At 63.9% G+C, this 21933-nt stretch carries 25 protein-coding genes and 1 tRNA gene; 7 read left to right on the forward strand and 19 right to left on the reverse strand.

Annotated elements, in window-relative coordinates; all coding sequences use genetic code 11:
• Positions 1-131 precede the first annotated feature (131 nt).
• Together desA and GGI48_RS13975 are read left to right on the forward strand one after the other, a co-directional pair.
• Positions 132-1316 (forward strand): delta-9 fatty acid desaturase DesA, encoded by a 1185-nt coding sequence (desA, locus tag GGI48_RS13970; RefSeq protein WP_016965984.1) that lies wholly within the window; start codon positions 132-134, stop codon positions 1314-1316.
• 187 nt (positions 1317-1503) lie between these two features.
• The gene (locus GGI48_RS13975; RefSeq protein ID WP_179598800.1) at positions 1504-2496 is read left to right on the forward strand and encodes a sensor domain-containing diguanylate cyclase; all 993 of its coding nucleotides are present in this window, start codon (positions 1504-1506) and stop codon (positions 2494-2496) included.
• 89 nt (positions 2497-2585) lie between these two features.
• Here GGI48_RS13975 and GGI48_RS13980 read toward each other — a convergent pair whose 3' ends face one another.
• The 9 genes from GGI48_RS13980 to GGI48_RS14020 all read right to left on the reverse strand — a co-directional run bounded on the left by GGI48_RS13980 (position 2586) and on the right by GGI48_RS14020 (position 10278).
• The gene (locus GGI48_RS13980; RefSeq protein ID WP_047300846.1) at positions 2586-3800 is read right to left on the reverse strand and encodes a response regulator; all 1215 of its coding nucleotides are present in this window, start codon (positions 3798-3800) and stop codon (positions 2586-2588) included.
• A 142-nt stretch (positions 3801-3942) separates the two neighbouring features.
• Entirely contained in the window at positions 3943-5220 is a 1278-nt protein-coding gene (gabT, locus tag GGI48_RS13985) for a 4-aminobutyrate--2-oxoglutarate transaminase (protein WP_016965981.1), read from the reverse strand.
• Between the two features lie 177 nt (positions 5221-5397).
• Positions 5398-6840: an NADP-dependent succinate-semialdehyde dehydrogenase gene (gene gabD / locus GGI48_RS13990; protein WP_011058565.1), complete on the reverse strand. Its 1443-nt coding sequence runs from the start codon at positions 6838-6840 to the stop codon at positions 5398-5400.
• A gap of 377 nt (positions 6841-7217) precedes the next feature.
• Complete coding sequence (locus GGI48_RS13995; protein ID WP_047300842.1) at positions 7218-7532, reverse strand: RebB family R body protein; 315 nt, start codon at positions 7530-7532, stop codon at positions 7218-7220.
• Positions 7533-7587: 55 nt separating this feature from the next.
• The gene (locus tag GGI48_RS14000; RefSeq protein WP_025128569.1) at positions 7588-7902 is read right to left on the reverse strand and encodes a RebB family R body protein; all 315 of its coding nucleotides are present in this window, start codon (positions 7900-7902) and stop codon (positions 7588-7590) included.
• Between the two features lie 113 nt (positions 7903-8015).
• On the reverse strand, positions 8016-8543 hold the full coding sequence (locus tag GGI48_RS14005; protein ID WP_260620657.1) for a hypothetical protein: 528 nt from the start codon (positions 8541-8543) through the stop codon (positions 8016-8018).
• 170 nt (positions 8544-8713) lie between these two features.
• Positions 8714-9364 (reverse strand): hypothetical protein, encoded by a 651-nt coding sequence (locus tag GGI48_RS14010; RefSeq protein WP_179598804.1) that lies wholly within the window; start codon positions 9362-9364, stop codon positions 8714-8716.
• A 24-nt stretch (positions 9365-9388) separates the two neighbouring features.
• Positions 9389-9616, reverse strand: coding sequence for a RebB family R body protein (locus GGI48_RS14015; protein ID WP_011058560.1), 228 nt, complete (start codon positions 9614-9616; stop codon positions 9389-9391).
• A gap of 119 nt (positions 9617-9735) precedes the next feature.
• Positions 9736-10278, reverse strand: coding sequence for an RNA polymerase sigma factor (locus GGI48_RS14020; protein WP_080962978.1), 543 nt, complete (start codon positions 10276-10278; stop codon positions 9736-9738).
• A gap of 188 nt (positions 10279-10466) precedes the next feature.
• Here GGI48_RS14020 and GGI48_RS14025 point away from each other — a divergent pair.
• The 3 genes from GGI48_RS14025 to GGI48_RS14035 all read left to right on the forward strand — a co-directional run bounded on the left by GGI48_RS14025 (position 10467) and on the right by GGI48_RS14035 (position 12010).
• A tRNA-Arg gene (locus GGI48_RS14025) sits at positions 10467-10543 on the forward strand.
• A gap of 167 nt (positions 10544-10710) precedes the next feature.
• Positions 10711-11562 carry a hypothetical protein gene (locus GGI48_RS14030; RefSeq protein ID WP_179598806.1) on the forward strand — a complete coding sequence of 284 codons (852 nt, stop codon included), beginning with the start codon at positions 10711-10713 and terminating at the stop codon, positions 11560-11562.
• Positions 11546-12010, forward strand: coding sequence for a hypothetical protein (locus tag GGI48_RS14035; protein WP_179598808.1), 465 nt, complete (start codon positions 11546-11548; stop codon positions 12008-12010). The genes GGI48_RS14030 and GGI48_RS14035 overlap by 17 nt, the downstream gene beginning before the upstream one ends.
• A gap of 18 nt (positions 12011-12028) precedes the next feature.
• On the opposite strand, the gene GGI48_RS14040 is transcribed toward GGI48_RS14035, so the two are convergent.
• From GGI48_RS14040 to GGI48_RS14070, 7 genes are all read right to left on the reverse strand, one after another.
• Positions 12029-12217: a hypothetical protein gene (locus GGI48_RS14040; RefSeq protein ID WP_179598810.1), complete on the reverse strand. Its 189-nt coding sequence runs from the start codon at positions 12215-12217 to the stop codon at positions 12029-12031.
• A 72-nt stretch (positions 12218-12289) separates the two neighbouring features.
• The gene (locus GGI48_RS14045; protein ID WP_179598812.1) at positions 12290-12973 is read right to left on the reverse strand and encodes a hypothetical protein; all 684 of its coding nucleotides are present in this window, start codon (positions 12971-12973) and stop codon (positions 12290-12292) included.
• Complete coding sequence (locus GGI48_RS14050) at positions 12970-13551, reverse strand: RNA polymerase sigma factor (RefSeq protein WP_179598814.1); 582 nt, start codon at positions 13549-13551, stop codon at positions 12970-12972. The genes GGI48_RS14045 and GGI48_RS14050 overlap by 4 nt, the downstream gene beginning before the upstream one ends.
• Positions 13552-13588: 37 nt before the next feature.
• A complete protein-coding gene (locus GGI48_RS14055) occupies positions 13589-15265 on the reverse strand; it encodes a VWA domain-containing protein (protein WP_179598816.1) in 1677 nt (558 codons plus the stop codon).
• A gap of 87 nt (positions 15266-15352) precedes the next feature.
• Positions 15353-15913: a YbhB/YbcL family Raf kinase inhibitor-like protein gene (locus GGI48_RS14060; RefSeq protein ID WP_016966296.1), complete on the reverse strand. Its 561-nt coding sequence runs from the start codon at positions 15911-15913 to the stop codon at positions 15353-15355.
• 221 nt (positions 15914-16134) lie between these two features.
• Complete coding sequence (locus GGI48_RS14065; RefSeq protein ID WP_179598818.1) at positions 16135-16398, reverse strand: BrnA antitoxin family protein; 264 nt, start codon at positions 16396-16398, stop codon at positions 16135-16137.
• Complete coding sequence (locus GGI48_RS14070; RefSeq protein ID WP_016966294.1) at positions 16376-16654, reverse strand: BrnT family toxin; 279 nt, start codon at positions 16652-16654, stop codon at positions 16376-16378. Before GGI48_RS14070 ends, GGI48_RS14065 begins: the two co-directional genes overlap by 23 nt.
• A gap of 418 nt (positions 16655-17072) precedes the next feature.
• On the opposite strand from GGI48_RS14070, the gene GGI48_RS14075 reads away from it, so the two are divergent.
• Together GGI48_RS14075 and GGI48_RS14080 are read left to right on the forward strand one after the other, a co-directional pair.
• Positions 17073-17342, forward strand: a complete 270-nt coding sequence (locus tag GGI48_RS14075) for a hypothetical protein (RefSeq protein ID WP_179598820.1) — start codon at positions 17073-17075, stop codon at positions 17340-17342.
• Between the two features lie 48 nt (positions 17343-17390).
• On the forward strand, positions 17391-17984 hold the full coding sequence (locus GGI48_RS14080) for a DUF4291 domain-containing protein (protein ID WP_179598822.1): 594 nt from the start codon (positions 17391-17393) through the stop codon (positions 17982-17984).
• Positions 17985-18071: 87 nt separating this feature from the next.
• Here GGI48_RS14080 and pgaD read toward each other — a convergent pair whose 3' ends face one another.
• The 3 genes from pgaD to pgaB are packed head-to-tail and all read right to left on the reverse strand — an operon-like array spanning position 18072 to position 21928.
• Entirely contained in the window at positions 18072-18578 is a 507-nt protein-coding gene (gene pgaD, locus GGI48_RS14085) for a poly-beta-1,6-N-acetyl-D-glucosamine biosynthesis protein PgaD (RefSeq protein WP_179598824.1), read from the reverse strand.
• Complete coding sequence (gene pgaC, locus GGI48_RS14090) at positions 18578-19927, reverse strand: poly-beta-1,6-N-acetyl-D-glucosamine synthase (RefSeq protein ID WP_047300800.1); 1350 nt, start codon at positions 19925-19927, stop codon at positions 18578-18580. Before pgaC ends, pgaD begins: the two co-directional genes overlap by 1 nt.
• Positions 19928-19930: 3 nt before the next feature.
• The gene (gene pgaB / locus GGI48_RS14095; protein ID WP_179598826.1) at positions 19931-21928 is read right to left on the reverse strand and encodes a poly-beta-1,6-N-acetyl-D-glucosamine N-deacetylase PgaB; all 1998 of its coding nucleotides are present in this window, start codon (positions 21926-21928) and stop codon (positions 19931-19933) included.
• Positions 21929-21933 lie beyond the last annotated feature (5 nt).

A 21933-nucleotide genomic window follows, 5' to 3' on the forward strand; every position in this document is an offset into this window, starting at 1 on the left:
CACACGAAAAGTTCGGGATTATAGAGGAAGAAACATGCCGCCACTCTTATCTGAAAGGGCGACTGGTTTTCTCAGCGGGCTTAGTGATAATGCCTGAGCTGTTTTTTTCTTTATCGAGGGCCTTATCGCCTATGTGGTACGAAGGTTTACTTGGCTTGTCCGCCTGGCAACTGGTGGCAGTCACTCTGTTGATGACCCACGTGACCATCGTCGCGGTCACCGTTTATCTGCATCGCTATTCCGCCCACCGTTCCCTGGAACTCAACGCCGGCCTGAAACACTTCTTCCGCTTCTGGCTGTGGCTGACCACGGCGCAGAACACCCGCGAGTGGACCGCCATCCACCGCAAGCACCACGCCAAATGCGAAACCGTCGACGACCCCCACAGCCCGGTGATCAAGGGCCTGTCCACCGTGCTGCGCAAGGGCGCCGAGCTGTATCGCGAAGAAGCGAAAAACCCGGAAACCCTGCGCATCTACGGCAAGAACTGCCCGGAAGACTGGATCGAGCGCAACCTCTACAGCCGCTACAAGCTGGGCGGCATCGCGCTGATGGCGGTCATCGACCTGCTGCTGTTCGGCACCATCGGCATCACCATCTGGGCGGTGCAGATGATGTGGATTCCATTCTGGGCCGCCGGCGTGATCAACGGCCTGGGCCATGCCGTGGGCTACCGCAACTTCGAATGCCGCGACGCCGCCACCAACCTGGTGCCGTGGGGCATCATCGTCGGCGGTGAGGAACTGCACAACAACCATCACACCTACCCCAACTCGGCCAAGCTCTCGGTGAAGAAGTGGGAGTTCGACATGGGCTGGGCCTGGATCAAGGTCTTCAGCTTCCTGCGCCTGGCCAAGGTCCAGCGCGTGGCGCCGATCGCCCACCGGGTCGAAGGCAAGGGCCACCTGGACATGGACACCGCCATGGCCATCCTCAACAACCGGTTCCAGATCATGGCCCAGTACCGCAAGCTGGTGATCGGCCCGCTGGTGAAACAGGAACTGGCCAAGGTCGATCACTCGGTACGCCACCAGTTCCACCGCGCCAAGCGCCTGCTGTCCCGGGAAACCAGCCTGCTGGAAGACCGCCACCACCTGCGTATCCAGACCATGCTGGAACACAGCCAGGCCTTGAAGGTGATCTACGAAAAGCGCCTGGCCCTGCAGCAGATCTGGGTCAAGACCAGCGCCAACGGCCACGACATGCTGGCGGCGATCAAGGACTGGGTGCACGAGGCCGAAGCCAGCGGCATCCAGTCCCTGCGGGACTTTGCCCACCAGTTGAAAACCTACTCTCTGCGGCCCTCCGCAGCCTGAGCCAGAGCCCCTCGCCCGCGGCGGGCGAGGGGCGCCTGCGACCGTCCGGCGGGCGCGCCAGCTATCGCCGAAACGGCTGGGAACTTAGCGTCCGATCCCCTATCTCAAGCAACACTTCGCCACCCAGGCGGGCTTGGTCGTAGCCGCTGCTTCATAGCGCGCGGCAGACCTTTTGAGATCTGTGCCGATGGTCAATAAGAATTCACACACTCCATCTTCGCTTGTGCAGTGGCCCGAAGCCGCGCAAACCCTGCTGGCCCTGATGCACGCCCAGGGCGAGGTCGCGCGCCTGACCGAGCGCGAGCAGCTGTTCAGCTCCCTGCTGGTCAGCGTCAACGCGGTGCTCTGGGCCTATGACTGGGACAGCCGCCAGGTGCTGTACGTCAGCCCGGCCTATGAACGTATATTCGGGCGCCCTGCCGGACTGCTACTGGCGGACAGCAAGCAATGGCGCGACAGCATCTACCCCGACGATCTGGAATACGCCGAGCGCAGCCTGGCCCAGGTGCTGGAAAAGGGCGCGGTGGAAGACCGCGAGTACCGCATCATCGACGCCAATGGCCAGGTGCGCTGGCTCAGCGACAAATGCTTCATCAACCGCAACCCCGAGCCCGGGCAACGGCTGATCGTGGTGGGCATCGCCGAAGACATCACCGAAAAGAAGCAGCTGGAAGCGGAGTTGCAACGCCTGGCCACCACCGACGCGCTGACCCAGAGCAGCAACCGCCGGCACTTCTTCGAATGCGCCCATCGCGAGTTCGAACAGGCGCGCCGGCACGGCTTGCCCCTGGTGTTTCTGTTGCTGGATATCGATGACTTCAAGGTGATCAACGACACCTACGGTCACCCCCAAGGCGACATCGTGCTGCAACGCATTGCCGAAAGCGGGCGTGCCGCCTTGCGCCGCGGCGATCTGTTCGGACGTATCGGTGGCGAAGAATTCGCCGCGGTGTTTCCCGGCTGCGCCGCGGACATGGCCCATCAGGTCGCCGAACGCCTGCAGCGAGAGATTCAGCGGCAGACCTTCTGCTGCCAGGGCCAGACCTTCAACGTCACCATCAGCCAGGGCCTGAGCAGCCGGCGCCGCGAAGATGAAAGCCTCGACAGCCTGTTCGCCCGTGCCGACGCGGCGATGTACCAAGCCAAGCGTCAGGGCAAGAACCGCATCGTCAGCGGATAACCAGGCGCGCGCCCGTCCGTGGGAGCTGGCTTGCCAGCGAAGGCGCTGCCAAGGCTGCACAAGACTCAAGCGCCGGCGCCTGCCGAAGCTCAGCCTTTGCGCAGACGGGTCAGCTCCGGCAGGCCGATTTTCAGCAGGCGCGCGGTCTTGCTGCGCGCCAGTTCTTCGATCCCCTCATGCTCGGTCAACCGCGCCAGCTGCGCCGCCAGGTGCATCACCAGCGCCTCGCGGGAGTACACCCCGCCGCCCAACTGGTAGCTCGAGGCAATCAGCTCCCGCAGTTCCAGGGGCATGCGCCAGCGGGTGCGCAGGGCCGAACCGTAGGCCGCGCCAAAACGCTCCAGGGCATCGCCGATCTCTTCCTGATCGTCGAGTTCGCCCCCGGCCTGTTTCCACTCCTGCAGACAGCGCAGCAGCGCCAGATCCCCCAGGCGATGCAATAACCCGGCGCAGTAGCAACGCTCCTGGTCCAAATCCAGCAGGCGCGCCAGGGTGCGGCCGTATTCCGCGGTATGCAGGGACAGCTCCCAGTAACGCTCGGCATAGTCGGCCAGGGCCGGATCGCTCAGGCGCGCGCTGCGCTTGAGGGTCAGCCCGAGAATCAGGTTCATGCTCTGCCCGGTACCCAGCCGGTGCAGGGCCTGGGACAGGGTCTGCACGCCGTCGCCGTGGTGCTGCGCGGCGCTGTTGGCGGCCGAAATCAGCACCGCGGTGACCTGGGGATCGGTGCGGATCTCGTCCTCCAGTTGCTTGAGGTCCAGACCGTCGGGGTTGAGGCTGCGCTTGACCGCCAGTTGCACATCGGTCAGCAATGGCGCGCCATCGGCGACCTCGCGACGGCGTTCGAGAAAGGTCCACAGGCTCATGCCCGGGGCGAGGACCGGTGCCTCGCAAGAGACTTCCTGGCCGGCGTCCAACAGCAAGCCCTGCAGGCGCTGGGTCAGGCCTTCCATGTTCAAGGGTTTGGTCAGGTAGGCGGTGGGCGCCAGGGGCAGGGCCTCGCGCACGCTGGCGCTGTCGTTGCGAGCACTGAGCAGAATGAACGGCTGCAGCGGGTTGCGCTTGCGCTGACGCACGGAACGCAGCAGGGCAAGACCATCCACCCCGGGCAGTTCCCAGTCGGCAATGATCAGGTCATAAGGTTTTTCGCTCAACAGCTGCAGGGCTTCCTGACCGTCGGCACACAGGTCCACACGGGCATCACAGCGCACACTGAGCAGCACTTGCTTGAGCAAATCGCGGGACCAGGGGTCGGCCTCGGCAATCAGCACACGAGGTACAGCGGGTAGATCAACAGCGGTCATGCAGCACGCTCCCTAGGCAATCCCTTGCACCTTAGTCAATGCGCAGGCTTCCATACAGCGCAAATCCCCCATGGACCGCCCGGGGATGAAAAAAACCCGCCGAAGCGGGTTTTTTTGTCGATCAGGTCACAGCAGCAATCACTCAGAGCTCAGCGAAGCACTCTTCCATGATGGCCAGGCCTTTATCCAGCTGCTCGTCTGGCGAGGTCAGCGGCACCAGCACCCGCAGGACGTTGCCGTAAGTGCCGCAGGACAGCAGGATCAGCCCCTTGTCGCGAGCCTTGGCCACGACCTGGGCCACGGCAGCGGCGTTCGGCTTGTGGCTGTCGCCGTTTTCGAACAGTTCCACCGCGATCATCGCGCCCAGGGCACGCACTTCGCCGATCACCGGGTACTTGGCCTGGATGGCCTTGAGGCCGGTCACCAGACGCTCGCCCACTGCCTTGCAGCGATCCAGCAGGTGCTCTTCCTCGAACACTTCCATCACCGCCAGAGCGGCGGCACAGGCGATCGGGCTACCGGCATAGGTGCCGCCCAGGCCGCCTGGAGCGATGGCGTCCATGTATTCGGCCTTGCCGCAGACACCGGCCAGCGGGAAGCCGCCAGCGATGGATTTGGCGAAGGTGGTCAGGTCGGCGGCAACGCCCATCTGTTCCATGGCGAAGAAGGTGCCGGTACGGCCAGCGCCGGTCTGCACTTCGTCGGCGATCAGCAGGATGCCGTGCTGGTCGCACAGGGCGCGCAGGCGCTTCATGAACTCTTTGGGCGCGACGTAGAAGCCGCCTTCGCCCTGCACTGGCTCGATGATGATGGCAGCGATATCACGAGGCTCGGCGTCGTTCTTGAAGATGCGCTCGATGCTGGCGATGGAGTCGTCGATGCTCACGCCATGCAGTTCGTTGGGGTACAGCGCGCGGAAGATGCCGCCTGGCATCAGGCCCATGCCGGCCGAGTAAGGCACGACTTTGCCGGTCAGGCCCAGGGTCATCATGGTGCGCCCGTGGTAGGCGCCGGTGAAGGCGATCACGCCGGCGCGGCCAGTGGCGGCACGGGCGATCTTCACGGCGTTTTCCACGGCTTCGGAACCGGTGGTCACCAGCAGGGTTTTCTTGGCGAAGTCGCCCGGAACCTTGGCGTTGATCTTCTCGCACAGTTCCACGTAAGGCTCGTAGGCCAGAACCTGGAAGCAAGTGTGGGTCAGCTTGTTCAGCTGCTCGGTCACTGCGGCGATGATTTTCGGGTGCACGTGACCGGTGTTCAGTACCGCGATACCGCCGGCGAAGTCGATGAACTCGCGGCCTTCAACGTCGGTGACGGTGGCGTTCTTCGCGCTGTCGGCGAAGATCGGGTGAATCTGGCCCACACCGCGCGGTACAGCGGCTTCACGGCGTTTCATCAAGGATGCGTTGGTCTTGCTCATAGTGTCCTCATTCACCGCTGCGACAGCGGTGTGATTCAAGGGTTGCGGGGCGGGGAAGCGGCTGCGACAGCATGCGTTGATCGACTGTCGGAGCCTTCCCGGGCCACCTTGAAAAGTGCGTTTTTTAAAGCGGCGCAGGGGGACAGCGCTCTCGTGCCCCCGGCGCTTGAAACCGGATCAGATACCCAGGCAGAGGTATTTGATTTCCAGGTAATCCTCGATCCCGTACTTGGAACCTTCACGGCCCAGGCCCGAGGCCTTGATGCCGCCGAACGGCGCCACTTCGTTGGAGATCAGGCCGGTGTTGACCCCGACCATGCCGTATTCCAGGGCCTCGGCCACACGGAACACACGGCCCAGGTCACGGGCATAGAAGTACGAGGCCAGGCCGAACTCGGTGTCGTTGGACATGGCGATGACTTCGGCTTCGTCTTTGAAGCGGAACAACGGCGCCAGCGGGCCAAAGGTTTCTTCCTTGGCCACGGCCGCGTCTTTGGGCACGTTGACCAGGATGGTCGGCTCGAAGAAGTTGCCTTCCATGGACTTGCCGCCGGCCAGCAGGGTCGCGCCTTTTTTCAGGGCGTCGGCGATGTGCTCCTGGACCTTGGCCACGGCCTTTTCGTCGATCAGCGGGCCAGTGGTGGTGCCTTCTTCCAGACCGTTGCCGATCTTCAGCTTGGCTACCGCCGCCTTCAATTTCTCGGCGAAGGCGTCGTACACCGAATCCTGAATGTACAGGCGGTTGGCGCAGACGCAGGTCTGGCCGTTGTTGCGGTACTTGGAAATGATCGCGCCTTCGACGGCCTTATCCAGGTCGGCGTCGTCGAACACGATGAACGGCGCGTTGCCGCCCAGTTCCAGGGAGACTTTCTTGATGTCCTTGGCGCATTCGGCCATCAGCTGGCGACCGATTTCGGTGGAGCCGGTGAACGACAGCTTGCGCACGATCGGGTTGCTGGTCAGCTCGCCGCCGATGTCGCCGGCGCTGCCGGTGACCACGCTCAGCACGCCTTTCGGGATGCCGGCACGGTGCGCCAGTTCCACCAGGGCCAGGGCCGAGAACGGGGTTTGCGACGCCGGCTTGATGACCATGGTGCAACCGGCGGCCAGGGCCGGGCCGGCTTTACGGGTGATCATCGCCGCCGGGAAGTTCCACGGGGTGATGGCCGCGGTCACGCCGATCGGCTGCTTGATCACGATCAGGCGCTTGTCCGGCTGGTGGCCGGGGATCACGTCACCGTAGATGCGCTTGGCTTCTTCGGCGAACCATTCGATGAAGGAGGCGGCGTAGGCGATTTCGCCCTTGGCTTCGGCCAGCGGCTTGCCCTGCTCCAGGGTCATCAGGCGGCCCAGGTCGTCCTGGTTTTCGATCAGCAGTTCATACCAGCGGCGCAGCTTGGTGGCGCGCTCCTTGGCGGTCAGGGCACGCCAGGCCGGCAGGGCCTTGTCGGCGGCTTCGATGGCGCGGCGGGTTTCGGCGGCGCCCATCTTGGGTACGGTGCCGAGGATTTCACCGGTCGCGGGGTTGTTGACCTTGATCGTCTGGCCGTTGTCCGCGTCGACCCAAGCTCCATCGATGAAGGCTTGCTGGCGGAACAACTGGGCGTCTTTGAGCTGCATGTCGGCTTCCTTAACAGCACCGCGCATACGCGGGGCGAATTGTGATTGTAAAAAAGGCGCCCTGTCAGACACGGACCGCGCTGGCGCGTCCGAAAGCCGGGACAAAGCTGCCGTCAGGAAAATCGTTCACTGGGTAAAAGCACGAAAATGTCGCACACAAGGATAGACGTGCGCTTGGGCACCCAGGCAAGAGCGTTTGAAATCTCAAACGAATCCTAGGGTCAACAGGGGTAAAGGACAATAGGCTGTTCGAAAAAAAGAACGTAAAGGCGCCTAGCGGTAAAAAATCCGCCCCAACCTCCCATGCCGCCGGGCAAAAGACAACGCCCCCGGGGCCTGCAGACCGCGGGGGTGTTGGCATGATGCCTGGAGAAGGGTCAGCCGCTGAACGACTTGAGCACCGTCAGCAGGCTGGTGAGGTTGTCGGCCACACCACCCTGGGCGACTTTCTCGGTGGCCGACGCACCGGCGGTGGTGTCGACGCTGTAGATCTGCATCACGCCCTGGTTGGTCGCGGCCTGGGCCAGGGTGTTTTGCTGTTGCTGCGCCGACACCGAGTTCTGGAACAGGATGGCCACGGACTGGCCCATGGACTGGTAGACGGTGCCCATCGCCATGGCCGGTGCTTCGGCCACCACCTTGACGTTGGTCTGGGTCACGGCATCGGTGATTTGCGGACTGACTGTGCTCATAAAAACTCCATTTTTTCAGCAGGAAAGTTCAACGGGAAACCAGACGCTCAACCACTCAGCCCTGGAAGGACTTGAGCACCGTCAGCAGGCTGGTGAGGTTGTCGGATACGCCGCCCTGGGCAACCTTCTCGGTGGCCGCGGCGCCGGCGGTGGTGTCGACGCTGTAGATCTGCATCACGCCCTGGTTGGTCGCGGCCTGGGCCAGGGTGTTTTGCTGCTGCTGCGCCGACACCGAGTTCTGGAACAGGATCGCGGTGGCCTGGGCCATGGATTGGTAGATGGTGCCCATCGCCATGGCCGGCGCTTCGGCGACGACTTTGACGTTGGTCTGGGTGACGGCATCGGTGATTTGTTCGTTTACAAGTGGCATGGCTCAACTTCCTTTGTTAGGCACACGGAGCATTCCGTGTCTTTGAGTGAACGTGGCAGCCGTTTTGCTGTGAACCGCGAGGCCTGGAACCGCAGGCTTATTTCAGGAGGGGTTCATTGCCCGGCAGCGGCGAGCACCTGCTTGAGGGTGTCCTCGACTTTCTGCGACAGCTCGGCCATGCGCGCCTCGACGGCGGCTTTTACCTCCTGCTGCACCAGGGCGCTGATCATCGCCTTGAGGGCGGGATCGTCGGCAGGGGCTGGGGCGGAAGTGGCTGTCGCGGCCGCGGCGTTGTCCGCACTCGGCGTCGCGGCCGGTTCCGCTGCGCCCGTCGGCGCGGCAGTAGCGGCAGCGGCCTGGCCCTCGGCCGCCGCCAGCAGCTGACGCAGCACCAGCTCGTGCGCCTGGGAATCAGCCTTGCCAGCACTGGCCCCCGACAACTGCTCGATGATCTTGCGAGCGTGCTGTTGATCGGCCTCTATCAACTCGGTGGCCCGCCGCCGCGCCAGATCAACGCTCTGTTGCGCGGACTTGGACATGTCCAGCGGCTTGTCCTGGGCAAACGCCTGCAGTAACTGGCGCTCATGCTGGGTCAATGGGCGATTCAGATACTTCTCGGCAAAGAGAAGTATCGTCGCCATCGGGGTTTGCTCTTCATTCGCCATTGCTTGCTCCTTTATTGATCAATGGCGTCGAAGGGCTGGGCGCCGGGTCCGTCGAACTTCAACGCCTGGGGTGGACAGAGCGGCCGACGAACGCCGGCGCCTCTTGCACGACGGCCCCGGGCGCCTCGCGCGCCCGAGGGTCAGGTTCAGGAAGACGAGGATCGATTGGCCAGAACGTCGCTGTACTTGGCGATGCTGGCGTCGATCTTGTCGATGGCCATGCCCGCCGCATCGGCTTCCATGGCACCGGCCGCCGCCGCAACGGCCGCGGCGGCACCCACCAGCAGATCCGTGACCAGGGCGCCCAGGGCATCCTCGGCGGCGCCTTTCACGTTCTCTTTGACGATGTTCTCGGTCATCTGCTTGAGCAGCACCGACTGCGCCGCCAGGGCCAGCTTGCTGACCCCGTCGAAATACCCCGCCGCCGACTGCGCCACCAGGCCGGCGGCCTGGCTGATCATCATGTCCGGCGCCGCGGCGATCTGCGCCGGGGCATAGCTGAAGGTCTGGGCATTGGTGAACTGCACCGCCTGGACGATCTGGCTGTTGAGCGCATCGGTGCTGTCGGTGCTGGGGGTGCCGGCCTGCTTGAGCAACTGCGCGTTCATCGTCTCCATCACCGAAGGTTGCACGGCGGCGGGCGGCGCTGAAGGCGCAGGGTCGGCCGCTCCATTGGTGCCGGTCGACCCGGCCTCGCGAGGCTTGGCCGCTTCCGTCTCCGGACCGGGGCCGGCCGCCGCGCTCGCGGTGTCATCGGCCGCAGCCGCGGGTGGGGTTTTCTTCTTGAACCATGCCATGACGATTCTCCCGGGCTGTCAGCCCTACTCGCCGATCGCCATGATCAACGCCACGGCCTTGGACACCACCGCGTTGGAGATCTGATTCAGCGCCTGCTGGCTGTTGACCGCATTCTGCAACGACAAGCCGGCCGAGTGGCTGGCCACCTGATACAACGAGGCGATGGCCTGGGCTGGAGCCTCGGCCACCACCTTGACGTTGGTCTGGGTCACGGCATCGGTGATCTGCGAATTGACCATTGGATCGGGCATACATCTCTCCTTAGATGGAATGGCCCACCGCAGGAGGCGGTGGCACCGGCTACAGCGTCGAAAACAGGCTCACTGAACAAGAACGTTGCGGCGCACCCGCTGTGAATCCTGCCACGCCCTCAACGCAGGGCCTCGCGCAACAACTGCACGTGCTTGCGCGCCAGGGGCTGGTTCATCCCCAGCTCGGCGGCAATGTTCGGGTAGGGCAGGTCGTCGACAAACTTTAGTTCAAACAAGCGGCGTTTTTTAAGCGGCAATTGCGCCACCCGCCGACTGAGCAGGGCCAGGGTTTCCAGCAGCTCCACCTGCTCCAGCACCGACATCTGCGGCGCCTCCAGCTGCTGCAGCGGATCGTCCTCGAAATCGGCGAAATCCACGAACAGACGCTGCTCCCGCGCCCGCCGCCGACAGCTGTCGACAAACACATGATCCAGCACCAGAAACAGAAAGCCCTGGGGATCGCGAATGCGCTGCGGCGAACGACGAAAGAACAGCAGCGCCTTGATCGCCGTGGCCGCCAGCCACTCCTGAGCGCCATCGGCGTTACCCCTCGCCAACTGCCGGGCGCGACGCTGCAACCCGGGCAGCACCGCCTTCCAGCTGGCCTCGAACAGATGATCCGCCAGCGCTGTCGGCAGGCCCTCTTGCATCGAACAGTTCATCTCCCGCACCTCCCTGTGCCCCGTGACCGCACGGATATGGCTGCAGGTTGCGCTGGGCCGAACGGCCGATGCAGCGGGAAAAACTGCCGCTACGGCCCGGGTTGCCTCGGGTGGAGACGTGCAACCGCACGCCAATGAAAACCGGCGTGGACGCCCCGAGTCGACATAGGTATGATGTCGCCCGCACTGCACTCGTAGCTCAGCTGGATAGAGTACTGCCCTCCGAAGGCAGGGGTCGTGGGTTCGAATCCCGCCGAGTGCGCCATCTTTAGCGAAAAAGCCCCAGGTCTGATGGCCTGGGGCTTTTTTGTTTGCGGGCTTCAAGGTTTCCGGCGGCAGCCATCATCGACAACCGGAACCCGAACGACGCCGGGTGGCTGTCCCGACAAGGCGCAACTTGCTACATTCCATGCCCCCGGACAGGAGGTCCCCATGCTGTGCCATCCGTTGTGCAACCAGCCCTTCGAGCCAGAACTCCGTGATTGGATCAGCTGTTTCACCGGCTATGACATGCCCCCTGAGCGGGATGCGGAACTGAGCCGCTTCAACCCCAACCACCCCGAAGACCGCGAATACCTGATCCGCCACTACGCTCTGAGGCGCGATTACCCCCAGCAGAATTTCCGTCATCGGCAACGGCTGGTGCAGGTCCTGCAAGCGGCCCTGGACGACCCGGACTACGCTTTCGACAGTGTCTGGGAGCCGGTCGAGGAGGACGACGAATACGATCAATGGCCCAGCGGCTGGCCAGCGGTGATCGACGACAGCCGGGACTTCTTCCAGCGCCTGCTGATCGCGGCCCGGGAGCTATGGCACGAAGATCTGACCCGCGCGCAGTTACCCTCACTGGCAGAGTGCCGGGCGATCCCGGAGCGGGATCGGGGCACCCGCGACTGGCTGTTCAACATCGACAACAGCCAAGCCTGGAGAGCGGTCTTCAATGAAGCGGCCACGCCCTACGACTTCAATACCCCGGGCCCGGTGTTTCAAGGCGAGCAACTGAGCCTGCAGCTGGCCGGCAATCTGGGACGGCTGTCGGTGCCTTGCACCTGGCCGGCGAGCCAGGCCCCGACCCACTGCCGCCTGCTGCTCAAGGTGCAGGGCATCAGCGAACTGGCGGTCAGCGGTACGCGCTTCGACGGGCGCATGCGTACCCAACTCACCCGCCTCAACCCCGGTTATCACCTGCGTCTGGAAATCGGCTTCGACTGCGTGATCGAATGCGTGGCGCTGTCCGTGAGCATCGCCGACGTCGAAGGAATAAACGATGAAAAGCAACTTTGAAGTGGCCCTGGAGCGTCAGGAAATGCCCCAGTTCTTTCGTGGCCAGGGCCAGTACCTGACCCGGGACGGCGATTGGGACGAGCACCTGTACTGCATCAACTGGCCGGGGATCTTCGCTTACCTGCGGGACCACGCCGATGGCGCAGAGCAACTGAGCAGCGCCTTCGAGCTCTATGTCTACAGCGTTGTGGAAACCATCGAGGATTGCTTCGGCCTGCGGGAAAACCTGTTCTGTTACTACTCGACCCGGACCCACTGGGCGCCCGAGAGCATCGATCTGCTTGCGCAATTGCCGGAGCCTTGCCGGCGGCGCATCGTCCAGCGTTTGAGCTGGTATCGCTGGCAGGTGGAAAATCACGCCCGGCTGCTGCCGGAACGGGCCCGGCGCATGACCGCGGACGGAGCCTGCACCGAGTTCATCGACCTGCCGGCCTTGCCCTACAGCTGAACCCGGCGGCCGCCTGAGTTATTCATCCTCGGCGGCTTCGGCGTCCGGCTGCGCTGGCTCGGCTTCGTCCTGCGCCTCGGGGTCGGCGCACTCTTCAGCCTCTTCCTGGCCAAAGTCCTTGCGACTTTCCTTGATGGCCTGACGGATATCCTCGCCCTTGATCGGGCAGTTCAACATTGCCGCTATACGGTCGATGCGGGGTGCCATGACCGGCCTCTCACTTTCTGGAAACTGCGCAGATAGTGCGCGCTTTCCCCGACGACAGCCAACCCCCGCGCTTTATTGACGACGCAAGGCTTGCAGGCGCGCGTCCAGATCCTCCTTTGGATACTGTTCATGCAGCTGTAGCAGCAGCTCGGCCGCCTCGCGGCTCTGGCCGCCTTCCCACAGGCGCAAGACCGCCTGAAGTTGCTCATCCAGCCGTTTGATCGTCCGCAGCTCGACCGGGGCCGACATGCGCTTGGCCAGCTTGCTCGACTCGGCCCTGGGCTTGGCTATCGCCGGTGGCGCGGCATCGGCGGACGCTTGCATCTCCGGCACCGCGGCAAAACTGCCGACAGGGGCCGCCGGAGCAATGGGCGAAGGGGCCGCGGGCTCGGCAGCACTCAAGGCCCCGGCCAGTTCCGCAGAATGTGGCGCCGCCTGGCGTGCCATGGGCGCAGCTGGGGCTGGAGCGGGCGCGGGGACAAAGGCCTGCTCTTGTGGATAGTGCTCCGGGGAAGGCCGCAGCAAGCCGATGACCAGAGCCACGCCAAACAGGCTGGCAAAGGCCAGTTGATAGCGCGGCCGCTGGCAGGCGCGCATCCAGCGCTGCCAGAGGTTCGGCTTCGGCGCAGGGGCTTCGCGGCGCGCAGTGGCCAGGATCAGGGCATCCAGATGGGCCGGTGGTTGCTGGGCGCTGTGTTGGCGGATGTGCGCCAGCATCTGCTCTTCAGGGGACGGGGTCTGTCGGGCGTCAGTCATGTGAGTACCTCCTCGGCCAGGAGCCGACGCAATTTTTTCAGCGCATAACGGAAACGGCTTTTCACCGTTTCCAGCGGCGCCTGGGTCAGGCTGGCGATTTCTGGCAGTTCCAGGTCGCCGTGGGCCCGCAGCAGGAACACTTCGCGCTGGTCTTCGGGCAAATCTTGCAAGGCGGCTTCGATACGCTGCTGGTCGCGGCACAGGCACAGTTGCTGTTCGGGACCGGGAGCCTGGTCGGTTTCGCCGTGCAGTTGTTCGTCGTAGCTATCGTGCAACGGGTTGCGCTGGCCGTGCTTGCGCCAGTGGTCGATCAGCCGGTTGCGAGCAATCTGATACAGCCAGGTGCGAAAGCTGGCCCGGCCCTGGGGCTGGCTGGCGCTGCGGATCAGGCTGAGCCAGGTGTCCTGATAGACCTCTTCCGCCAGCTCGGCCTTGCCGCACAAGCCCAGCACAAAACCATACAAACCCTGGCGATGGCGCTGGTACAGCACCTCGAAAGCCGCTGGATCTCCAGCGCGATAACGCGCCAGCAGCGCTTCATCGCTGCTGGCATCGGTGGACACTTGGGGAGCAGACATGGGGCGGATGAACTCCTGTTCACTGCTCGTGAGGGGGCTATTCAAGGCGGCTCTGCAACTGGCTCATGTCCACGGGCTGAGCCTCGGTCTGGGGCGCATTCCCGACCTGGGCTTTCGGCGCCTGAGTTTGCAGGCTTTGCGCCAGTTCCACCAGTTGTACGAACTCGCCCCGCAGCCCGTAAGGATCCTCGCCCTTGGCGCCGCGGGCCAGCTTGGCGGTGTCGCTCAGGCTGAAGTTGCCGGTGTAGCGGCCGTCCTTGAGTTGCTGGGAAAACGCCGCCACCGCGGCGGCGAAGCGCAGGTCCGGGCTGGCCTCGGCCAGTTTAGCCGGCTGCTGCGCGCTGATCGGCCGTTCGATCAGGCGACTGCTGCCACCCTCCGGCGCCTTGTAGCGCACCCGCAGCATCGCCAGCTCGCCCTGCTTGCCAGTCTGTTGCGGCGCCTTGGCCTGGGTATAACGCAGCGGCTCCAACCAGCCCTTCTCGCCCGCCGGGACGATTTCATACAAGGCCGTCACCGTATGCCCGGCACCGATTTCCCCCGCGTCGACCTTGTCGTTGCTGAAGTCTTCACGCTTGAGTGCGCGGTTCTCATAACCCAGCAGGCGGTATTCGCTGACCTGGGCCGGGTTGAACTCCACTTGCAGCTTCACGTCCTTGGCCACCACCGCCAGGGTCGAGCTGAGCTGGTCCACCAGCACCTTGCGCGCTTCGCGCAGGTTGTCGATGTAGGCGTAGTTGCCGTCACCGGCATCGGCCAGTTGCTCCATCAGGTGCTCGTTGTAGTTATCCACACCAAAACCCAGGGTGGTCAGGGAGACACCGCTCTTGCGCTTCTCGGCGGCCATGGCCTTGAGGCTGTCGAAGTCGCTGATGCCGACGTTGAAGTCGCCGTCGGTGGCCAGCAGGATGCGGTTGATGCCCTTGTGGATAAAACCCTGCTGGGCCATCTGATAGGCCAGCTGGATACCCGAGGCGCCGGCCGTGGAACCGCCGGCGGTGAGCTGGTCGATGGCCGTGCGAATCTTCGCCTTTTCGCGTCCGGATGTGGGCTCCAGCACCACTCGCGATTCACCGGCGTAGACCACCAGCGACACCCGATCCTGATCCCGCAGTTGATCCACCAGCAGCTTGAGGGTGCTTTTCACCAGGGGCAGGCCTTCGCGGCGGTCCATGGAGCCGGAGACGTCCACCAGGAACACCAGGTTGGCCGGGGCCAACTCTGCTACCGCGCGGTCCGAAGCCTTGATGCCGATGCGCAACAAGCGGGTATGGGGATTCCACGGCGAGGGCGCCAGCTCGGTGGTCACGCCGAAGGGCGAGCCGTCCGTGGGCAGGGCGTAATCGTAGGGGAAGTAGTTGACCAGCTCTTCCAGGCGCACCGCGCCTTGCGGCGGCAGGCTGCCCTGGTTGAGCAGACGGCGGACATTGGCATAGGCGCCGGTGTCGACGTCGGCGCTGATCGAATCACGGGCGGCGATGGGTGCCGGCCTCGGCGCCGACAACCCCACGGGATAGGCAACGCGCTTGGCCATGGCGACATTGGCACGCTGCACCTCGTACCGTACTTCGGGCGCGGCTTGCAACGCGCCTTGAGTCGAAGCCCCGGCGGCGGATTCAGGCTTGGACGACACACCGCAGCCGGCCACCGCCAGCAGCAGGCCGGCGGCGAAACCCTGGGCGGCCGGACGAAGAAAATGCAGAGGAAGGGACATGGGGGCTGACCTCGGGAAGAAATGATCCATTCCCCCCTTCAGACGAAGCCCCTGGGCGATTCGGGTTAAGCCCGCGAAAATTTTTACTTAGCGGGAATAGCGGCGCACCACGCTGCTGTTGCGCAACACGTGGCCGTTGATCTTCTCCAGCAACTGGGCGCGGGTCAGCCCGGCGGGCAGCACGTCGGGCGCCAGGTCCAGGGCAAAGATCTGGATGATGTAGTGATGGGCGCTATCGCCCACCGGCGGGCACGGCCCCATGTACAACGTGCCGTTGCGGCTGTTGAGCCCGGCCAGCCCTTCCAGGGTCGGCTTGGTGCCGGCGCCGGCCGGCAACTGGCGGGTGGTCGGCTTGATCCCGTAATGCACCCAGTGATCCACGCCCTGGCCCTTGGCGCCGTCCGGATCGTGCATGACGATGGCGTAGCTCAAGGTGCCCTCGGGCCCGGCGGTCCAGCTCAAGGCCGGAGAATTGTTGTGCCCGCCACAGCCCTTGGCATCGCTGGCATTGCCGGTGGTGAACAGCCGGTCATCCGAGACCCCGGGAATGTTCAGGGTAAAACGCTCCTGGGCCTGCACGGGAAACTGCAGGCACAGCAGCACGGCACCAGCGGCCAGCCAAGTATTGCGGGAGGCAAAGCGAGACATACGAAAGCACCTTTTTGCGGATGAGATCGGGGTGAGCCAGAAGACTATAGCCTGCACGACAGGACGCGCCGCTTCGTGCACGGCGCGGGGCAGATTGAGCTTGAGGACAGGGGCAGTTGTAAATGAATATTTCAGACAATCATCGCAATGGCGACTCCCCCCACGGCCGGCCGGAAAGAGCGGCGGGCCACCCGTCCGCCTCCTGAAATGATGCGCAGGCCTCAGTCCCGGTGGGCCTGCATGTACTGGCGCAGCAATTGGTTGATCCGCGTCTGGTAACCCGCGCCCTGGCCCTTGAACCACTCCAGCACATCGGCGTCCAGGCGAATGGTCACGGCCTTCTTGCCCGGCAGGTGCACCTCGGCGCGGCGAAAGAAATCGTCATCCAGCTCGGGGATATCAGAAGTATCGATGCCCTGGTCATCGGTTTTCGCCAGGCGCTCCCAATCCGTTTTCGATCCGTCAGTTTTCAATCCGTTGGACATAGTATTTAGCCTCCCGTTTAGTGGCTTTTCGCGCCGAGATAATGCGCACCGCTTGACCCCGCCGCTCGGTATGGACCACCACGCCCACCAGGGTCCTGATCCAACCGAGGCTGACCCAGCGTTCTTCGCCGTAGTCCAGACGCTCATCGCGCAAGGACAGCACCGGACGCTGGAACATCAGCACGGCATCGTTGAAATCGATGCCGTGCTTGAGCAGGTTGGCGTGGTTCTTGGCCTCGTCCCATTCAAAGTACATGAGCATTTCCGTATTTACAAATGTACATACAGACTAGCCGAGCGTTCGCCAAAAGCGCCCTGGGTAAATACCTGGAAATACAGTCGCAAGCGGGATGGATGTGTACGGAAAAAGCCCTACAACGTTCTCGGAAAAGACGCCACCACACTTGCCTTGCACCGCCGCAAGCCCGCGGCTTATAGTCCGGCCGTCGCCCAGATGGCGACCTGGTTTGGCGACCGGAATAACGAATGCGAAAGCTGTTTGCTTGTTTGCAGGCTCTTTTGCACCCGCAACGCTGCTTCATGGCAGCTGTGCGCGGGAGACCTTCGGGTCTGCCGGTTTCTCGTTTCCGGCTCGCCAACCTGCGTACAGCTGCCACCCATTCGTTTGGCGATGATTGAACGGTAGCTTTCTACCAATCAAACGAGGTGTGCCAATGAACCGCTACATGCCGATAACCGGCCACGACTGCCTGATTCCTTCCCTGCTGATCGACACCCAGGCGCCCATCGATGTGCTGCACGACGCCGCAGCCTTTCGCATCCGCGCCGCGACCCAACTGCTGGAGCACTTCGCCGCCGAGACCCTGCGCAGCGAGCCGGTGGTTGTGCAGGAACTGACCCTGGTGTGCAGCATCCTGCTGCGCGATGGCTGTGATCTGCTGGATGTGACATCACGATGTTTGCAACCGCAGGCCGAACTCTAAACACCCCAGGGCGGCTTCCCGGCCGCCCGCTTTTCATAAGGAAATGCCATGCATAAACCCGCAACAGAACTCCCCCAGCGCCAGATCCGCGCGCTCTACGACGCCGACACCATCCGCGTCTACCAGGCCTACTCCGACAGCATCGCCGACGCCGCCCTGGCCCACGGCACCTTCGTCTCCCCACCCTTCAAGATGGAGCGCATGACCTGGATAAAGCCGTCTTTCCTGTGGATGATGTACCGCGCCGGCTGGGGCTACAAAGACGCCGGACAGACCCGCATCCTGGCCATCGACATCAGCCGCGAAGGCTTCGAATGGGCCCTGGCCAACGGCTGCCTGAGCCATGCCGACGAGTCCATGAGCAAGGAAGAGTGGTTGAAGTTGAAAGACCAGTCACCGGTGCGGGTCCAGTGGGACCCGGAGCGCGACCTGTACCTGCGGCCCCAGGAACACCGCGCGATCCAGATCGGCCTGAGCAAGGAGGCCGTGCAGTTGTACGTGAACCAGTGGATCAAGCGCATCACCGATGTCACGCCCCTGGCCCACGAGATTCATCGACTGATTGAGGATGGGGACCTGGAGAAGGCTTACAGCCGGCTTCCTCAGGAGCGGGAGTACCCCATCACAGTCGAGCGACTCTAACCCTCCAGCAACCATTGGGTTATGCGCCGGGCTCCCGTGCCGCACCTTCACAACGTTTGCCAGATCGAATTCAGAACAAGGTTCTGGCTACTTCTCCCTCTCCTCCGAATGCAGATGAATCACCCGCGGCGGCGGTTCCACCACCAACGGTGGGTGCTGCTGATCCTCGGGGCGGATACGGTAGAACTGCGTGGTGACATGAGTGATGCCGCCCTCTTCATCGTTGTGCACGGTCATGATCCCGGGCTGGCGCATCTGGGCGAAGGTTTCGTCGCTGAGCTTGAAGCTGTCACTCAAGCGCTTGTCGTCCACCACCGGCGCCGGCAGCCGTGGCGGGTAGTTGCGGTTGCGACGCTGGCGATAACGGGCCCAGGAAATCAGCAGCAGGGCATTGAGCACTGCCACCCAGGCGTAGAACTGCAAGGTGGTCAGGGCGCCGAGCAGGCCGGATTCAAAACGCGGCCCCTCATGGCTGTCCAGCAGGGGTATGAGCCCGCGGATCAGCAGGTACAGCAGGCCGACCCAGGCCAGTACGGTGAGGACAATGTCGACGACCACCATGAACGGTCGCTGGCGGGTTCGAATGATCTTCATCAGCGCGCCTCCTTTTCGTCATCGATGGGCTTGATTCCACGGTCCGGACTCACCCAACGCGCCCGTTTCTGATGCTCGCCAAACAGCACCTTGGGGAAACTCACCAGGGTGGTGAGCAGGCTGATGAACCAGAACACCAACGGGTACCAGACCACCCAGAACATGGTCTTCCACAGGTCTTTCTCGTAACGCCGGTCGATCAGGATGCTGACCGCGAACTGGGCCAGGCACACCATCGCCAGCACCAGGCCGGTAAAGGCCGGCGGCACAATGGAGTGCACCGCGATGGCCTCGGGCATGACGATGAACTTGCCCAGCCCCCAGAAGATCACCGACAGCAGGAACGTGAAGGCCCAGCCGGTGGACAGGCAGTAGTCGAACAGCAGGGTCCACAGGTAGCGGTGGCGCCATTCCCAGATGCCACGGATGTTCTTGAACAGCACCTCGGCGCCGCCCTGGGCCCAGCGCAGCCGTTGCTTCCACAAACCGCGCACGGTTTCCGGCATGAGGATCCAGCACAATGCCCGGGGCTCGTAGAACACGTACCAGTGGTCCAGTTGCAGCTTCCAGCTGATGTCGATGTCTTCGGTGATCATGTCCGGGCTCCAGTAGCCCACCCGGTGCAAGGCCGTGCGGCGAAAGGCGACGATCACTCCGGAGACGGTGAAGACTTTGCCGAACACCCGCTGGGTGCGCTTGATCAGGCCGATGATCGAGGAGAATTCGCCGACCTGGACCCGGCCCACCAGGGTCGAGCGGGTGCGGATCCGCGGGTTGCCGGTGACCGCGCCCAGGCGCGGGTTGTCCAGCATCGGCGCCACCAGGTAGGCCGCGGTGTTGGGCGCCAGCAACGCGTCGCCATCGATGCACACCAGGTACTCGCTGCGCGCCGCCACCGCGCCCATGCGCAGGGCCACGGCCTTGCCCTGGTTCTGCGCCAGGTGCAGCACCCGCAGGCGCGGGTCCTGGGCCGCGATCGCGTCGAGCACCTGGGCAGTGTTGTCCTTGGAACCATCGTTGATGGCGATCACTTCGATGTTCGGATACTGCTGAGCCAGCGCCGCGTGCAGGGTGTCGGCGACGTTGTCCCCTTCGTTGTAGCAGGGGATGAGGATGCTGATCAGCGGCTCACCGGCCAAGGGCGGCGGCAACGTGTCATCGGACCAGGGCCAGTGGCGCTCCCAGTGCAGCCAGAAATACAGGCCGCCGGCGATCCACAGCGCCGACATGAACAGCGGGTAATAGAAGACGAAGTCCATGAGGAATTCGCCGGTCACCAGGAAGATCAGCCCCAGGGGCACCCCGAGCACCAGCGCCAGCACCACCAGGGCGAGCATACGATCCATCATGATTCAGGGGCTCCATTTGTTGGAGAGCGCGGGCCGCAGGGTTTTCAGGTCCGGTGAGTTCTCAAGGAAATTGTCCGGGTAATAACCGAAGTGGGTCGCCCCTTGGCGCTTGAGCCGGCCCATCCAGTCGGCCAGTTGCTGTGCGGACAGGTCTTGGGCGGGCTTGTGCTTCCAGTCCCGGGCCTGGAGCTCGAATACCGTGCGCTGCAGGGCGCCGGGACGGGCCCGCACCTGATCCACCAGGGCCTCCAGCCAGGGCCCGGAATGCTTCAGGCTCTGCCCTTCCATCAACGGCATGGCCATGGGCGCGGTCCAGTCGTAGTTGACCAGGAAGTCGTCGAGGTTCTGGGCGAACCAGGCTTCGCTCTGCGGGTTGATGATCGGTTCGGCAAACAGATTGCGCGCGGTCTGCACCTGGGGCCCGCGGATCGCCCGGACCTTGGCGCTCAGCTCATGGGTGAAGTCGATCAGGTAGCGGCTCTTGAAACGAGTCCAGCGCTGCAGGGTCGCCGGATCGTTGCGCAGGCCGGCAATGGAATCCGGCAGCCCCTGGGCGGCATAGGCGCGCAAGGCCTCGGGGCTGGCGTCTTCGAAGTCCGAAAGCACGGCGTCGTCGTGGAACAGAATGCCGTCCACCGAGGTCATGCGCGCCACGTCCTCGTACAGATCACCGATCAGGCGCCGTACCTGCGGGTCGAAGGGCGAAAGGCGCTGATACTGTTTCGGATCGATTGCGCTCTGGCCGGTGGCCGGGTCCCAGCGCGTGACGCGGGGCAGGCGGGCATCCAGGGCAAAGCTGAGCACCGGCATCCAGGCGTAGACCTTGACGTGGGCCCGGGTCCGCAATTGCCAGGCGACCCGATCGAACAGGTCGGCGCGCATCGGCAGATGCCGGTTGGGGAAGTACAGCGACTGCACCAGGCCGTCGCCCTTGGGGTCGGCGAACGCCTGGAGGAACACGGTATTGACCCCCAGGTCGGCCATGCGCTGCACCAGCTTGCCGAGGTTGATCTCCTGCTGCTTGGGGTCCGGGTCGTAGACATTGTCCAGGTCCACGTGCGCCACGCGCATCGGGGCGCTGGCCTCGGTGCCGACGATGCTGTTGGAGAAGTGCATGCCGTCCGGGTCGGAAACCACCAGGAAGCGCGGGCTGCTCATCAGGTTGTCGAGGGTGTCCAGGCCGTCGTCCAGGGTCAGGGCCATCTTGAAGCCCTGGCTGTCGACCACTTGCAGGGTCGAGCCGTCGGCGGTGCCATAGGGCCAGACCCAGATCCGCGGGCGATAACCGGCCACGGCCAGGATCTTGTCCGAGATGTTGGTCACGTCCTGGCGCATCCGCGCCTGGAAATCCGCCTCGCTTTCATAGCGACCGGCGGCGGCGTCATAGCGTCGGGTGGCCGCCGCCGGCTGCAGGTTGCCCTGGGGGTTGGCGAGAATGCCCAGGTGGCTGTGGTCGGTATGGGCGGCAATTTCCACCAGCCCGGAGCGCGAGATCTCGCGCACCTGGGCCCAGGTCAGGAACTGCGAACGGGGCCGCAGCTCGCCGGCGAAATCCACCGGCTGATTGGCCGGGGTATCGATCCACACGCCCACCGGCGCCAGTACCGCGGGCCAGCGATAGCTGCGCAGCACCGGGAGCACGCGGGTGTAGAAGCTCGAATAACCGTCGTCGAAGGTCAGCAGGATGGCCTTGGCCGGCAGCTCCGGCCCGCCTTTGCGCGCCGCCAGGATCTGGTCCACGGTCACCGGCCGGTAGCCGTTCTCCCGCAGCCAGGCCAGTTGCTCGATCATCCGCTCGGTGCGTACCGCCACCACCCGCTGGTCCGGGTCGCGATCCTCGATGTCGTGGTAGGCAATGCCCAGCACGTGGTTTTTCGGCCACGGCGCCTCGCTATGAGGCAGCGGTCGCTGCCCCGGGGCGACAAATTCCGCCGCGGGCTGGGAGCAGGCGCTGAGCACCAGGACGCCCAGCAGGAGGATGCAACGGTTGATCAGGCGCATCATCA

Source organism: Pseudomonas protegens (assembly GCF_013407925.2).
Classification (GTDB): Bacteria; Pseudomonadota; Gammaproteobacteria; order Pseudomonadales; family Pseudomonadaceae; genus Aquipseudomonas; species Aquipseudomonas fluorescens_AP.

What these genes read in the sequence shown, in the direction of transcription:
- desA (WP_016965984.1), top strand. Translation starts at nt 132, where the DNA reads ATGTGGTACGAAGGTTTACTTGGCTTGTCCGCCTGGCAACTGGTGGCA.
- GGI48_RS13975 (WP_179598800.1), top strand. Translation starts at nt 1,504, where the DNA reads ATGGTCAATAAGAATTCACACACTCCATCTTCGCTTGTGCAGTGGCCC.
- GGI48_RS13980 (WP_047300846.1), bottom strand. Translation starts at nt 3,800, where the DNA reads ATGACCGCTGTTGATCTACCCGCTGTACCTCGTGTGCTGATTGCCGAG.
- gabT (WP_016965981.1), bottom strand. Translation starts at nt 5,220, where the DNA reads ATGAGCAAGACCAACGCATCCTTGATGAAACGCCGTGAAGCCGCTGTA.
- gabD (WP_011058565.1), bottom strand. Translation starts at nt 6,840, where the DNA reads ATGCAGCTCAAAGACGCCCAGTTGTTCCGCCAGCAAGCCTTCATCGAT.
- GGI48_RS13995 (WP_047300842.1), bottom strand. Translation starts at nt 7,532, where the DNA reads ATGAGCACAGTCAGTCCGCAAATCACCGATGCCGTGACCCAGACCAAC.
- GGI48_RS14000 (WP_025128569.1), bottom strand. Translation starts at nt 7,902, where the DNA reads ATGCCACTTGTAAACGAACAAATCACCGATGCCGTCACCCAGACCAAC.
- GGI48_RS14005 (WP_260620657.1), bottom strand. Translation starts at nt 8,543, where the DNA reads ATGGCGACGATACTTCTCTTTGCCGAGAAGTATCTGAATCGCCCATTG.
- GGI48_RS14010 (WP_179598804.1), bottom strand. Translation starts at nt 9,364, where the DNA reads ATGGCATGGTTCAAGAAGAAAACCCCACCCGCGGCTGCGGCCGATGAC.
- GGI48_RS14015 (WP_011058560.1), bottom strand. Translation starts at nt 9,616, where the DNA reads ATGCCCGATCCAATGGTCAATTCGCAGATCACCGATGCCGTGACCCAG.
- GGI48_RS14020 (WP_080962978.1), bottom strand. Translation starts at nt 10,278, where the DNA reads ATGAACTGTTCGATGCAAGAGGGCCTGCCGACAGCGCTGGCGGATCAT.
- GGI48_RS14030 (WP_179598806.1), top strand. Translation starts at nt 10,711, where the DNA reads ATGCTGTGCCATCCGTTGTGCAACCAGCCCTTCGAGCCAGAACTCCGT.
- GGI48_RS14035 (WP_179598808.1), top strand. Translation starts at nt 11,546, where the DNA reads ATGAAAAGCAACTTTGAAGTGGCCCTGGAGCGTCAGGAAATGCCCCAG.
- GGI48_RS14040 (WP_179598810.1), bottom strand. Translation starts at nt 12,217, where the DNA reads ATGGCACCCCGCATCGACCGTATAGCGGCAATGTTGAACTGCCCGATC.
- GGI48_RS14045 (WP_179598812.1), bottom strand. Translation starts at nt 12,973, where the DNA reads ATGACTGACGCCCGACAGACCCCGTCCCCTGAAGAGCAGATGCTGGCG.
- GGI48_RS14050 (WP_179598814.1), bottom strand. Translation starts at nt 13,551, where the DNA reads ATGTCTGCTCCCCAAGTGTCCACCGATGCCAGCAGCGATGAAGCGCTG.
- GGI48_RS14055 (WP_179598816.1), bottom strand. Translation starts at nt 15,265, where the DNA reads ATGTCCCTTCCTCTGCATTTTCTTCGTCCGGCCGCCCAGGGTTTCGCC.
- GGI48_RS14060 (WP_016966296.1), bottom strand. Translation starts at nt 15,913, where the DNA reads ATGTCTCGCTTTGCCTCCCGCAATACTTGGCTGGCCGCTGGTGCCGTG.
- GGI48_RS14065 (WP_179598818.1), bottom strand. Translation starts at nt 16,398, where the DNA reads ATGTCCAACGGATTGAAAACTGACGGATCGAAAACGGATTGGGAGCGC.
- GGI48_RS14070 (WP_016966294.1), bottom strand. Translation starts at nt 16,654, where the DNA reads ATGTACTTTGAATGGGACGAGGCCAAGAACCACGCCAACCTGCTCAAG.
- GGI48_RS14075 (WP_179598820.1), top strand. Translation starts at nt 17,073, where the DNA reads ATGAACCGCTACATGCCGATAACCGGCCACGACTGCCTGATTCCTTCC.
- GGI48_RS14080 (WP_179598822.1), top strand. Translation starts at nt 17,391, where the DNA reads ATGCATAAACCCGCAACAGAACTCCCCCAGCGCCAGATCCGCGCGCTC.
- pgaD (WP_179598824.1), bottom strand. Translation starts at nt 18,578, where the DNA reads ATGAAGATCATTCGAACCCGCCAGCGACCGTTCATGGTGGTCGTCGAC.
- pgaC (WP_047300800.1), bottom strand. Translation starts at nt 19,927, where the DNA reads ATGATGGATCGTATGCTCGCCCTGGTGGTGCTGGCGCTGGTGCTCGGG.
- pgaB (WP_179598826.1), bottom strand. Translation starts at nt 21,928, where the DNA reads ATGCGCCTGATCAACCGTTGCATCCTCCTGCTGGGCGTCCTGGTGCTC.